Origin of the sequence: Limnospira sp., assembly GCF_051859755.1 — a bacterium.
GTDB lineage: Bacteria > Cyanobacteriota > Cyanobacteriia > Cyanobacteriales > Microcoleaceae > Limnospira > Limnospira fusiformis.
On record NZ_JBIMLI010000145.1, the window covers coordinates 1 to 12,280 of the forward strand.

13 protein-coding genes and 1 pseudogene are annotated in these 12,280 nt (G+C 44.0%); 5 read left to right on the forward strand and 9 right to left on the reverse strand.

Going from position 1 to position 12,280, the window contains the following annotated elements; genetic code table 11:
- The 3 genes and pseudogenes from ACTIE0_RS19800 to ACTIE0_RS19810 all read right to left on the reverse strand — a co-directional run.
- Window positions 1-215: pseudogene (locus ACTIE0_RS19800) on the reverse strand (Uma2 family endonuclease); the annotation flags it as partial.
- Window positions 216-333: 118 nt separating this feature from the next.
- Window positions 334-471: a hypothetical protein gene (locus tag ACTIE0_RS19805; protein WP_006622843.1), complete on the reverse strand. Its 138-nt coding sequence runs from the start codon at window positions 469-471 to the stop codon at window positions 334-336.
- Between the two features lie 83 nt (window positions 472-554).
- Window positions 555-953 (reverse strand): response regulator transcription factor, encoded by a 399-nt coding sequence (locus tag ACTIE0_RS19810; RefSeq protein ID WP_006622844.1) that lies wholly within the window; start codon window positions 951-953, stop codon window positions 555-557.
- Window positions 954-1,457: 504 nt separating this feature from the next.
- On the opposite strand from ACTIE0_RS19810, the gene ACTIE0_RS19815 reads away from it, so the two are divergent.
- The 4 genes from ACTIE0_RS19815 (at window position 1,458) to ACTIE0_RS19830 (ending at window position 5,609) form a co-directional block, all read left to right on the forward strand.
- Window positions 1,458-2,132: a lecithin retinol acyltransferase family protein gene (locus ACTIE0_RS19815; RefSeq protein ID WP_368664019.1), complete on the forward strand. Its 675-nt coding sequence runs from the start codon at window positions 1,458-1,460 to the stop codon at window positions 2,130-2,132.
- A 22-nt stretch (window positions 2,133-2,154) separates the two neighbouring features.
- Window positions 2,155-3,435, forward strand: a complete 1,281-nt coding sequence (locus ACTIE0_RS19820; protein ID WP_006622847.1) for an ABC transporter substrate-binding protein — start codon at window positions 2,155-2,157, stop codon at window positions 3,433-3,435.
- An 81-nt stretch (window positions 3,436-3,516) separates the two neighbouring features.
- Complete coding sequence (locus ACTIE0_RS19825; protein WP_006670564.1) at window positions 3,517-5,235, forward strand: serine/threonine-protein kinase; 1,719 nt, start codon at window positions 3,517-3,519, stop codon at window positions 5,233-5,235.
- Between the two features lie 200 nt (window positions 5,236-5,435).
- Window positions 5,436-5,609: a hypothetical protein gene (locus tag ACTIE0_RS19830; RefSeq protein WP_006622850.1), complete on the forward strand. Its 174-nt coding sequence runs from the start codon at window positions 5,436-5,438 to the stop codon at window positions 5,607-5,609.
- A gap of 126 nt (window positions 5,610-5,735) precedes the next feature.
- Here the strand turns inward: ACTIE0_RS19830 and ACTIE0_RS19835 are convergent, their stop codons facing one another.
- The 6 genes from ACTIE0_RS19835 to ACTIE0_RS19860 all read right to left on the reverse strand — a co-directional run bounded on the left by ACTIE0_RS19835 (window position 5,736) and on the right by ACTIE0_RS19860 (window position 10,869).
- The gene (locus tag ACTIE0_RS19835; RefSeq protein ID WP_006670563.1) at window positions 5,736-6,812 is read right to left on the reverse strand and encodes a D-alanine--D-alanine ligase family protein; all 1,077 of its coding nucleotides are present in this window, start codon (window positions 6,810-6,812) and stop codon (window positions 5,736-5,738) included.
- 193 nt (window positions 6,813-7,005) lie between these two features.
- Entirely contained in the window at window positions 7,006-7,413 is a 408-nt protein-coding gene (locus ACTIE0_RS19840; protein ID WP_006622852.1) for a DUF309 domain-containing protein, read from the reverse strand.
- Window positions 7,414-7,552: 139 nt separating this feature from the next.
- Complete coding sequence (locus ACTIE0_RS19845) at window positions 7,553-7,918, reverse strand: ferredoxin thioredoxin reductase catalytic beta subunit (RefSeq protein WP_006617433.1); 366 nt, start codon at window positions 7,916-7,918, stop codon at window positions 7,553-7,555.
- 114 nt (window positions 7,919-8,032) lie between these two features.
- Window positions 8,033-8,575, reverse strand: coding sequence for a cyclic nucleotide-binding domain-containing protein (locus ACTIE0_RS19850; protein WP_006622854.1), 543 nt, complete (start codon window positions 8,573-8,575; stop codon window positions 8,033-8,035).
- Between the two features lie 150 nt (window positions 8,576-8,725).
- Window positions 8,726-9,544: a tetratricopeptide repeat protein gene (locus tag ACTIE0_RS19855; RefSeq protein ID WP_006622855.1), complete on the reverse strand. Its 819-nt coding sequence runs from the start codon at window positions 9,542-9,544 to the stop codon at window positions 8,726-8,728.
- 53 nt (window positions 9,545-9,597) lie between these two features.
- Window positions 9,598-10,869: a glycosyltransferase family protein gene (locus ACTIE0_RS19860; RefSeq protein ID WP_006622856.1), complete on the reverse strand. Its 1,272-nt coding sequence runs from the start codon at window positions 10,867-10,869 to the stop codon at window positions 9,598-9,600.
- A 103-nt stretch (window positions 10,870-10,972) separates the two neighbouring features.
- Here ACTIE0_RS19860 and ACTIE0_RS19865 point away from each other — a divergent pair, with 103 nt between their 5' ends.
- Window positions 10,973-12,208, forward strand: coding sequence for a DUF4336 domain-containing protein (locus tag ACTIE0_RS19865; protein ID WP_006670562.1), 1,236 nt, complete (start codon window positions 10,973-10,975; stop codon window positions 12,206-12,208).
- Window positions 12,209-12,280: the final 72 nt, after the last annotated feature.

Here is a 12,280-nt window from a genome sequence, read left to right on the forward strand (position 1 = left end):
GCATCAGGGGCTTGTCTGGGAGCGGGGGGACGTTCTACCTGGACGGGATACCAGAGTAAATCCCCCGCCACAAAAGCTACCTGTGACTTGAGAAGTTGTTTAAGGTTGCTGACTAGCCGGACAATCCAGCCATACTGGAGGGTATTTTCCGCCATCGGTTTACCATCAGAGTCGGGGTAGAGGATATGAGGGGGGATAGGAGTTTGAACCATCATTCAGTACCCGGATGAATCAATATTCACCTATTATATAGCGACCCTAGAACGGTTGTGGAATCAGCCCTCGCCCTCAATCTGAATCCCAGAGAGGGAGAGGAACTTTTGCTCACAATTATCAGAGGGTTTCTGGATCGATACCCAATTCCCGGAGTTTCGCAAAGGCGCGATCGCGTTCTTTTTGGCAGGGGGATTTAGGGTAATGGATAATGATATGATGATGCGGGAGGCTAAAGCTGTTAATTACATTGACCACCTACCATATTAATCAACCCGCCTTAACCCCCATTTTGGGGGCGACTTATTACTTAGTATATATTGATAAGTATCTCTATGTAACTACTGCATTTGTCCGGCTACAGTCAGAATTTTATGCACAGTTATTTGTAGTTGTTCTGGGTCAAAAGGTTTAGTTAAATATTCAGTAGCGCCGGCTAAACGCCCTTCAATTTTATCGCAGACAGTATCCCTAGCAGTTAACATGATAATCGGTAACTTTTCTAAATGGGGAGTCCGCCTAATAATTCGACATAATTCTAAGCCATCTACACCCGGCATAGCAATATCTAACAACATTAAATCAATCGAATCATGATGTAATTGTCCCAAGGCTTCTAGGGTATTGCTGGCTACTAAAATTCGATAATTTTCCCCTAGGGTTTGTCGCACCATTTTTTGGATTACTAGACTATCATCCACTGCGAGAATGGTAGCTGGGGAGGTTTCATTAAGACACATAATTATTCTCCTTGATGCTTATTGAAATCTGGGTTAAATTCAATAATATAATAGAGTGAAATATTAGCTTTGTGCAGCCCAATTATGGCGATCGCCTATATACCAAAAAACTCTATGGACTGGCCAAAATTACCCGACTGGCTTACCTCATCAATTCACTGAGGGACTCGCGCCCTTTGATGGTTTGTCAATGGGCGTATTCAGCCCTTGACCTGTTCAAAAGTTTAAGTATAATGTCAAAAGCCTTTCCTCCCATTATATAACAATGATTCCCTGTCAAAACTAAAGATTTATTTAATGGTATAATCTTGTTAACCAAGTCTTGACGGTTAACCCTCGAATCTAAATCACCTCCCTGATAGTATATTGTTGAGGAAATCCCCCAGTAAATGAGGCGATCGCAGTTGACTGTTTTCACTGTTTGTGGTATAATCACCAATTCGCTGTCAACTCAACTAAATTATGTCAAACTATGAAGGATAATGGTTTGTTAGGTGGAGTCCTATGGCGCGAGGAGATCAGATTTATGTTTACCGGGAATTTCTGAATATGGATGGAGTCTACGAACATCACGGTATTGACTGTGGAGACGGGACAGTTATCCATTACCGCAAACCCAGCGAAACCATTGAACGAACATCCTTGAGAACTTTTAGCAAAGGTAAACCAGTTTATATTCGCAGTTATCCAGTCCGCTATATTCCCGAGACCACCATACAAAGGGCAGAAAGTCGGCTAGGGGAACGCAAATATAATCTACTATTTAATAACTGTGAACATTTTGCCACCTGGTGTGTAACCGGAGTGAGTGATAGCCGACAAATTCGTGATTTTATTCCAGTTATCAACCATATAAATGTTGAGAATTTAAACGACCCGATCGCCACAGCCTTACGAACAGCGCCCAACGATAATTTACCGCAGTTAATTAATAATGCCTTAACCGATATTAGAACCGCGTGGAATGATATTCAACCCCAATATCAAGAAGCCTTAGCCGAAATGAAATCCTGGCATCAAGTAGCAATTAACGCCATGAAGCAAAACCGGGAAGACCTAGCCAGGGAGGCACTCAAACGTAAACAAACCTATAAACAAAGGGCGCGAGAATTAGAAGCGGACTTAAAAAAACTAGCAACTCTGACTGAAGATTTAGTACAACAACAAACCCAACTGTAGCCCAAAAACGAGGCATAAAACCATGGCAAAATCTCCAGATAATCACCGTTCAAGTAGCCCGTTAAAATGGTGGAGTAAAATTGTCCTAATTTTAGGTTTATGTATATTAGTGGGTGGTTGTCAATTTCAACCCCCGACAACAGAGGGAGTGATTAACCTAACTTTGTGGCATGGAATTAATCCCCCACCCAACCGGGATGTTTTCCAAAAGTTAGTCGATCGCTTTAATCAAGACCATCCCCATATTCAGGTAGAAGCGCTTTATATAGGTCAACCTGATCAACAAATGCCGAAAATCTTAACCGCAGTAGTCGGAAATGCGCCGCCAGATATTTTATGGTATACACCAATTATTACAGGTCAACTGGTAGAACTAGATGCCATTAAACCGATTCAAGATTGGTTAAATAACTCCCCGGTAAAGGCAGAAATTGATCCGGCTTTATGGACAGGAATGGAATTAGAAAATCAGATTTGGTCTGTACCTATGGCAACTAATAATACAGCCATTTTTTATCGTCCGAGTTTATTTGCAGCCGCCGGAATTGAGACCATACCTTCCACTTGGTCAGAGTTCCGAGAAACCGCCGCCAAATTGACAGCAGCAGGGGAGAAGTATGGGATAGTATTACCCCTAGGTAAAGGGGAATGGACGGTATTTACCTGGCTACCATTTATGTATAGTGCGGGTGGAGAATTAGTCAGAAATGGTGAAGCCAATTTAGTTAATCCTGGGGCGATCGCCGCCTTAGAATTTTGGTCAAATTTGATAGAAGATGGTTCAGCAATTCTCTCCGCACCGGAAAGAGGTTATGAACAGGATAACTTTATTTCTGGTAGGGTAGCGATGCAAATTACCGGACCTTGGACTTTAGGTTATCTCGACCAAATTGGTATTGATTATGGAGTGTTTCCTATTCCGGCGGAAAATCAACAGGCGGCGGTAGTTGGGGGTGAAAATTTGTTTGTGATGAAAACCACCCCAGACCGAGAAAAAGCCGCCTTAGAGTTTCTCGAATATGTAGTCGGATCGGAATTTCAAACGGAGTGGAGTTTAGGAACCGGATATTTGCCGATTAATTTAACAACTCGCCTTGACCCCCGTTATCAAGAATATGTGGCTAAACAACCAGCTTTGAATGTCTTTTTACAGCAGATGAATTGGGCGGTATCTCGTCCGAATATTGCGGGATATAGTCGCATTTCCGAAAATTTGGGTAGAGCGATCGAGGCTACACTATTAGGACAATCGCCCCAGTCCGCCCTCAAAGCCTCTCAAAACCGCCTGAGACTAGCGTTATAACCGACAGCCGAAATTTTCCCGTCCCGCCGTAAATTTGGATAAATTGCCTGATTAGAAAATGCTGTTAACACCCACAAAAACATGAGTTATTGTATTAACCCAAAGTGTTTACAACCCCAAAATTCTGACCAGGAAAAATACTGTCAGAGTTGTGGATTTTCCCTATTGTTACACAACCGTTATCGCCCCCTACAGCCCATTGGACAAGGAGGATTTGGTCGGACTTTTTTGGCGAGAGATGAAAGCAGACCATCCCATCCTCATTGTGTAATTAAAGAGTTTGATTTTCCCGAAAAAAATGCCAGCTATAATCATGCTGTCAAGTTATTTAATCAAGAGGCGGTGCGCTTAGATTGTTTGGGGGAACATCCTCAAATTCCCCGGCTATTAGCTTATTTTGAAGAACATCAACTTTTGCTATTAGTTCAAGAGTATATTCCGGGGAAAACGTTATTACAAGAATTTGAACACGATGGATTATTTGATGAACCCAAAATTTGGCAGATATTACGAGATTTATTACCAGTGCTTAAATTTGTTCACGATCGCGATATTATTCACCGAGACATCAAGCCAGCCAACCTCATCCGTCGCCGTCTTAGACACCCTTTACCACCCTCTCCTATAGCTTTTAATAACCCAGATACCATAGGGGAAACTCGCACCAGTGCAGCGATAGGTAATTTATCCTCAAAGTCAATTCGCGATCGCCCTGTACCATTACCGCCGCCACCCCCTCGACCCTCGGGAAAATCGATAAATTCCGAATCTAAAATAATCGAAAATGGTCTGATAGTATTAATTGATTTTGGCGTGGCTAAGTTACTAACAGCCACCACCATTAGTCGCACAGGAACGATTATCGGTAGCCCCGAATTTATGGCACCAGAACAAACTCGCGGGCGAGTATTTCCAGCTAGTGATTTATATAGTTTAGGCGCAACTTGTTTATATTTACTTACCGGAGTTTCCCCCTGGGATTTATATGATACCGTCCTCGAAAAATGGGTTTGGCGCGATTTTTTATCCCCCGAACGTATGGTTAGCGATAAATTAGGAAAAGTCCTTGATAAATTAGTCAATAATCAAATCCTACAGCGCTATAATTCGGCGGCGGAAGTGTTAGCGGCTATCTCCACATCACCCCCCAAGACCTCCCCTCCCACCCAGAAAGTTCTCAAACCTCAGTCCCCACCTAAAACCGCCCATAAAGCCTCAAAAACTAGGAAGCATAAAACCTCCCCCCCATCATCTCAACCTGCGAATTTAACTGACAATTTAAAGGATAATTTTCAGGCAATGTTAGGGCGAATCATACCCGCCTTAACTCAACCCCCAGATGATGAATATTTGGCTTCCGAGAGGGGTGGAGACTATGGACAGTTACAGAAATTATTAGCGACCCATAGATGGCGAAAAGCTGACCGAGAAACCTGGATTATGTTATGTCGCGCGTTAGGTAAAGGCGGACGACCCTACTTACATTATAGCGATTTGAATAAGTTACCTTGTGAAGATTTGACCATCTTAGATAACTTATGGGTTAAGTATAGTAATCATCGCTTTGGGTTTAGTATTCAAGCCCAAATTTATCTACAGGAAGAGTCAGACTATGGGAAATTTTGCGATCGCGTCGGTTGGCTAAAGTCTATCGGACACGACCCCTCACTCGGCTTTCGCTATAATTTGAATATTCCTACAGGACACCTTCCCACCCGCATTTGGGTAATGAATGGGGGTAAATGGTGGCTACACTTGGAAACCATCACCCAACGACTAAAAGACTGTGGTTTAATTTAATCGGCTGCGGTGGGGGTGTGGTTGGCTCCCGATTTTTGTTTGATCACCTGATGGGATATAGTTAAATCTAATCATCCTAATAATGACTATCTATTGATGGGTTATTCTATCCTCCCCCTCTATGTTTGTCTGTTCTCTGTCGCCAAGACACAAATTATTATATTATAATTGAATGTGATGCTCTCAGGACTCAACATCTAATGACAGAAACCCCTCAACCAACTACAACCCCCAACTTACAAGAACCCAAATTTGGGTTTAACTCCTATTCGGAACGCCTCAATGGTCGCGCGGCGATGATTGGGTTTGTGATTACTTTGGCGATCGAATATTTCACCAAACAGGGACTACTAGCTTGGCTAGGGTTAAGCTAAATTGCGATTTTCCGCCCTGAATCCGGCGATTTAACGACCACTAACCCCCCCAGCTAAGGGGGGGGGATGATTACCACCTTACCAGGTCTTTCAAGGCAGATTTATGGGGGGTATTTGGGCAGTAAATTAGCGGGCTTCAGCGGCTTGGGTATGCCTTTCTAGGGCTAATTCAATGAGTTGATTTACCAATTCTGGAAAGCTGATTCCTGTGGCTGACCACAGTTGCGGATACATACTTAAAGCGGTAAAACCGGGGAGGGTGTTGATTTCATTCAGCAAGACTTCTCCGGTTTTTTCGATATAGAAGAAATCTACCCGCGCTAGTCCAGCAGCATCGACGGCGAGGAAGGCTTCGATCGCCATATCTCGGACTTTAGAAGCGATCGCTGTATCAATAGGCGCTGGAATCATCAGATTAGCTTTGCCATCAGTATACTTAGTTTCGTAGTCGTAGAAATCGCTGTTATAGCTAATTTCTCCCACCACGGACGCTTTCGGATAATCATTGCCTAAAACAGCACATTCTAGTTCTCTGGCTTCGACTCCTGCTTCCACAATAATTCGCCGATCATAGGTAGCCGCAGCATCTAAAGCCGCTTCGAGTTCCTGACGCGATCGCACTTTGGAAATGCCAACAGAAGACCCTAAATTAGCAGGTTTCACAAAGCAGGGATAACCCAAAGCCGCATCAAGGTCATCGCATAATTTCGGGAAAATACAGGGGTTAGACCATACTTGACTACGCCGCACTGCTTGATAACGCACTTGCGGAATTCCCGCCTGAGAAAAAGCCATTTTCATGGCGATTTTATCCATACCAACCGCAGAACCGAGAACTCCCGAACCCACATAAGGCACTTGCATTAAGGTTAACATACCCTGAACTGTGCCATCTTCCCCATTAGGACCGTGAAGAATGGGAAACCAAAGGTCTATATCCTTTACAGTGGCGGGGTCAGGAATGCGATCGCTTGGTATCACTTCCCCTGTCACTGTTAGGGGTTGACCCGACTCTAAAACCGCTTCCGCCTCGGTCCCTCTATGCCACACCCCATTTTTTTCTATATATATGGGGACTACCTCATATTTACTGGGGTTTGGGTCTATAGAGAGTGCATTGGCGATCGCCTTAGCCGAGGTAATGGACACCTCATGCTCTCCCGAACATCCACCAAATAACAGTGCAACCCGGAGTTTTGTCATATTACCCTACAACCTAATTTCCCGATTCACTTTGACACAATCTCTGGAAAAATCCAAGCTAATGGCGGGATATTTTCTGATTTTACCGTGTATGGCAACCAGTATTACGTCAGTTTCTTTCTGATAGTCAACAGAATCTTCCTGAGAGCAGCTTGCTGTTGTCCAAGTGGTTTTTCAATCCATTACGCTCAACCTATAAAGACGTAGTATCTAAAATTTCAATGGTTGGCAAAATCCCAGTTTTATGGTTTTCCAAACCTTCTCTAAAATCCTGCACATTTTCCTTACCTGATTCTTGCAAAGCCTTTAATAGGGTCGCCGTTTCCGTCACTAATTTCTCGACATTAATATCAAAATAACTCGGCTGATAGTAACCCAGGCGAGAAATTCCTTCCCCCATCAAAATAACTGCTCCTTGCCAATTATCATTACTGAGATGATACAGAGAAACAGCAATTTGTAAAATGCCTTGATAAAACCGCTTTTCGGGTTCTCCGGCTTCCATCCAGATAGCTTCTAAAGTATCATGGCAGGCGTAAAATTCCCTTTGATTAAACTCATTAATTCCTTGCCAAAACTCAGGAGGAATATCTTTAACCATTGTCTTATCCTTACCTATAGCACAACCCGCGACATTACATAAATAATATAATCCCCCTGTGAATAAGGGGGAGTTAGAGGGAGTTAGAGGGGGGTAAAATAACTTTTACCTGTTCCCTAGTTACTGGTGATATGGTAGCTCAAACCATGCTTTTTCTGGCTTCTTCTAACACTTCCATCTCAATGGTTTGCTGATCTCCGGCAAAATCATTATCTGGGGTTAAGAAAAGCATACAATGGCACTCTTTGCGTTCCCGCATAGGGATGCAAGGACAATTCCAGAAAGCATCTTTGACCTCTGCCTCTTTATCTTCATAGTGGCGGCAGGGACATAGGGGAGAACCTAAATCATCCTTATGCTTGGCAAGTCCTTCAATCACTACGGCTGTCACTGAAGGTTCCGCACAAAAATAGGTTCCAGTTCGTTTAGCATACTGTTCGGCGAATCGCTTCATCGCCTCTAGGCTTTTGGGAGTGGAGAGTTTTTCGTTGATCTGCTCTGTCATTATGGAAGCACTCTTGACTAAATCCGCTTTTAATATTTTAACCCAAAACCGGATCTTGTTCAAATTCTACCTAGGGCGATCGCCAAGTTTCTCCATGGGTCTTAGGCATCCCGTTTAGGTTGGCACTACATATTCACCTCGCAGACGTTGTATAATTTCCCGAAACCGATATCCGTCCTCATCGAGAGATTGCTCAATTTCTGTGGTAGAACTATTAGTTTCAGAAGGTAATGGTTTTTGTTGACCAAACTGGGTCACAGTATTTCGGAGACGATAGGACAAAAACTTACTTACTGCTCGATAAAATCTCAGAGAAAACAAAGCATCCCACTCCAATTTTTCTGATAATTTTTCACGAGGAACCGATAAGACTAAACAAGGTTCTTTGGCGCTAACTGTTGCTGAAGGCATACGACCATCAACAAAAGACATTTCTCCGATAACTTCTCCTATACCCAGTGTAGCCACTTCTCGATTTCCCAAGGCGGCTACTGATGCCACCAATGTACCATCAAGAACGATATAAAGGGCTTCAATTAGCTGACCTTCTGTAATTAAAACCATGCCAGACTCAAGTTGCTGTTGCTGACCATTAGCAATAATCCAGTCCAGGTCACGATCGCTCAATTCTCCCAGAATAGCTAGTGTTTTATTCATAGATCATCACGAAGGTAATTATTAACAATTTAGGATAGCTGCCTAACCAGTTACCACCTCACCCGTGAATCAATTAATTACTACTCCTCACTATTTGGCTATTTTTGGACACCCTGACTGCTTTAACTGTTGATAGCCTATCCAGCACCATCAATACAATTGTAGCATAAGCTGCTTACGATACTGAGGGATAAGTGGATGATCTGGTCCGAGAAGGTCAAACACTGCGATCATAGCTTTTCTAGCGCCATCTTCGCGATATTTACGACTAATGCCGACAATCTTTAGAAATAATGAAAGACCCGCATCATATTCCTCATTAATGATATGCTGGCAGGCTTGAGCATAAAGCTGTTCTATTTCGGTTTCTCCAGGGTTTTCAGCAGCGACTCGAAATTCAATCAATTTTTCGACAGCACGCGCCTTAGCATGAAACTCTCGGTTATCGGGTCTAATAGTTGCCAACATTTTTTGGGCGGCTTCAATTTCATTAACGGCAATGAGAAACTGAGCAGCTTTAATAATTAGTTCGGGATGATTGGGATATTTCTCAAACAAAAAATCAAACAAATTTTTAGCTTGTTTGAGATTACCGGAATGAGTAGCATTGTCAATAGCGGACAATCCATTTTCTAACTCTGATTTAAGGTTAAACCCCGCCAACAATTCCCGCAGTTGCGGTTCAGCGATCGCCCCCACAAAACCAGGTTTAACCTCTCCTTTGGTAACCATACGAACATCAGGAACTCCCTGAATACCATATTGACTAGCTAATTCAGGATTCTGATCTACATCGACCTTGGCTAAGATAAAATCGTATTCGGTGGTCAGTCGCTCTAGTATGGGTTTCATGATTTGACAAGGGCCGCACCAGGTAGCAAAAAAATCGACCATCACCAATGTTTCCCAAGACTTATCAATAACTTCTGCCTGAAAATTATCCTGATTAACGTCAATGGCATATCCCATATTAACCTATCTCCTGTTGCTGATATAGATACTAATTTATCCCAATTTACCAACTATTGTGACAAGGTTTCAAGTACCATATTAGCCAATTTTTGAGAGGCTCCAGGTTGTCCCCGGACTTGTCGCAAGCGATCGCGAATAGTTTGGAGACGGTGGGGGTTTTGCAAATATTCCAAAATGCGATCGCCAATAAATTCTGGTTGTAGCCTCCCCAAAAATTCCGGGACGATTTCGGAACCGGCCCAAATATTCGGCCAAGCCAATAATTTACCAGTACGTTGTATATACGATAGTGCTAGGCTATTAATTCCCTTAGCCAGGAAGCCACCAACACCAGGTAAATTGGCTAAAATCCCTGGGATACCATCCCACGCACGCATAGCATCAAGTTGATAACTAGGAAGCAAAACCACCATAGGTATAGCTAAAGCACCCAATTCCGCAGTATTAGCCCCCACGGTGGTGACAGCGAAACAGCAGCGGGAAAGTAGGGGATAAGCGGGGTTTTGAGTATACAGACTCACGTTTAAGCCAGTTTTGGTTTGTAGGATAAATTGATCACCTATCTGTTGGAGATCCGCCGCCACACCGGGGAAATAACTAAGGATGGGGTTATATTCAGGATTAGCCAGTTGTGCAATGGTAGAGACCTCGACCGTGGGAGCGACAGGAATGATAAATTGAGTTTGAGGGCGGCGCTGGTGGATATATTGAGCGATCGCCAAAGTCAAAGGCACACCCTGAACCAGTTTAGCCATTTTCGAGCCAGGAAGCAGAGCGATAAGTTCGGTCAGAGGTGGCTGTAGCAGCGAGTAAGGCTGGATTGGCTCCTGGGTGGGGGGGGAAACATCAGCCATCAAGTCGCCTATAACAGTGCATTTTGAGGCGTATAAGTGAGGTATACGGCTAATGGTTTCGGGTTTCATGACGGCAAATTTGTCAATCCATCGCCACCAACGGATATCCCATTCTGCGTAAACTATACTTTGATATGCCAGGCGGCGGGCAATAATCGGGGTAAAGGCTTGGTCGCCGCCCAAAAATAAGACTAAACCCTTTTCTCGCCAATCCCAATTTTGGGCAGTTTTTCCTGAGAGTAAAAATTTCCAGAAGTGTTGGGGACCCTGAATGCGGTCAATGGCTAAAAGCGATCGCCCGATTTCTACTTCGTTACCGGTAGCGTTAGGACAAGGTGATAGAATCAGGGAGGTTCTCAGATCCAGATGGCTATTTTGAGATCTAATAGCTTCTAGGACTGGTCGCACCCAGGTAGTTAGTTCTCCCGGACCGTTGGAGAGGATAAGGATATCGGCGGCTGTGGACATTGGTAGGGCGATCGCTTAGTTATCATGATTGAGTATTATCTAATTTTCCCCTAGAAACCAGGTTTCTGATAACCTCTAATAAGTGCTATGAACCGTAATACCAGTGGAAAGTCAACCGGAACACCCTAACCCCCTCAGTCACTCTTCAGACTGGCGTTGGCCATGGTGGCCCTTAGTCCCCCTCTACCCATTTAGTCAGCGTCGGACTATTCGCCGGGAAGTAGTCAGCGATCGCATTTGGACTTTTGAACAGGTCCAAGGTATTCTGTATGTGGTGGTTCCCATTCGCATGACCGTCATTCGGTTGGATATGGGGGGATTATTAGTTTATGCTCCTGTGGCTCCTACTCCTGAATGTATTAGACTGGTGAATGAGTTAGTAGCTGAATATGGAGAGGTGCGCTATATTATCCTCCCCACCACCTCCGGTCTTGAGCATAAAGTGTTTGTCGGTCCCTTTGCGCGGAAGTTTCCGAAAGCTCAGGTTTTTGTGGCTCCAGATCAATGGAGTTATCCGTTAAAATTACCCCTAAGTTGGTTAGGTTTACCGCCGAAACGTACCCATATTTTACCAGCAGATTGTTCTGAGACTCCGTTTTCCCGCGAGTTTAGTTATGCGATTTTAGGCCCGATTGATTTGGGATTAGGAACCTTTGAGGAAGTGGCATTTTTCCATTGGCGATCGCAAACTTTATTACTGACAGATACGATAATTTCTATTCCCGAACAACCCCCAGCCATAGTGGAACTAGATGCCTATCCTCTGTTATTCCACGCGCGAGATAATGCCTTTCAAACCGTGGCAGATCACCCGACCACCCGCCAAAAAGGATGGCAGCGAATCACCCTATTTTCCCTGTATTTCCAACCAGATACATTAGAGCCAGTGCCATTCAAGCAAGCTCTCAGTGATGCTTTAAAAGCAAGCGATCGCTCTCGAAAAGCCTATTTTGGTTTATTTCCCTTCCAGTGGCGATCGGGCTGGGAAGAAGCCTTTAACACCCTCCGAAGAGACGGCAATATATTAGTGGCTCCCATTCTGCAAACCCTGATCTTGAATCGTTCGCCACAACTGACCCTCGCCTGGGCGGATCGTGTTTGCGAGTGGAATTTTAACCGGATTATTCCCTGCCATTTTGACGCACCGATAACAGCCACCCCCCCGGCTTTTCGGCAGGCTTTCAGCTTCCTAGAATCCCAGGAAGCGCCGCCAAATGGTTATTTAGGCAGTTCGAGTCATCCCCTCCCCGCCGGAGATTTTACCATCCTCCAAAATATAGATAAACGCCTAAACCAATGGGGAATTACTCCCCCACCAGCATCAGCCAAAATCCGTTAAATTTATCTAATAGCTAACCCTGATATTGGTCAAATCTCATCAGGATCTGAATGCCTAAGCATACCTATAACT

Excerpts from the sequence above, each read along its gene's own strand:
- ACTIE0_RS19810 (WP_006622844.1), bottom strand. The coding sequence starts at position 953 with ATGTGTCTTAATGAAACCTCCCCAGCTACCATTCTCGCAGTGGATGAT.
- ACTIE0_RS19815 (WP_368664019.1), top strand. The coding sequence starts at position 1,458 with ATGGCGCGAGGAGATCAGATTTATGTTTACCGGGAATTTCTGAATATG.
- ACTIE0_RS19820 (WP_006622847.1), top strand. The coding sequence starts at position 2,155 with ATGGCAAAATCTCCAGATAATCACCGTTCAAGTAGCCCGTTAAAATGG.
- ACTIE0_RS19825 (WP_006670564.1), top strand. The coding sequence starts at position 3,517 with ATGAGTTATTGTATTAACCCAAAGTGTTTACAACCCCAAAATTCTGAC.
- ACTIE0_RS19830 (WP_006622850.1), top strand. The coding sequence starts at position 5,436 with ATGACAGAAACCCCTCAACCAACTACAACCCCCAACTTACAAGAACCC.
- ACTIE0_RS19835 (WP_006670563.1), bottom strand. The coding sequence starts at position 6,812 with ATGACAAAACTCCGGGTTGCACTGTTATTTGGTGGATGTTCGGGAGAG.
- ACTIE0_RS19840 (WP_006622852.1), bottom strand. The coding sequence starts at position 7,413 with ATGGTTAAAGATATTCCTCCTGAGTTTTGGCAAGGAATTAATGAGTTT.
- ACTIE0_RS19845 (WP_006617433.1), bottom strand. The coding sequence starts at position 7,918 with ATGACAGAGCAGATCAACGAAAAACTCTCCACTCCCAAAAGCCTAGAG.
- ACTIE0_RS19850 (WP_006622854.1), bottom strand. The coding sequence starts at position 8,575 with ATGAATAAAACACTAGCTATTCTGGGAGAATTGAGCGATCGTGACCTG.
- ACTIE0_RS19855 (WP_006622855.1), bottom strand. The coding sequence starts at position 9,544 with ATGGGATATGCCATTGACGTTAATCAGGATAATTTTCAGGCAGAAGTT.
- ACTIE0_RS19860 (WP_006622856.1), bottom strand. The coding sequence starts at position 10,869 with ATGTCCACAGCCGCCGATATCCTTATCCTCTCCAACGGTCCGGGAGAA.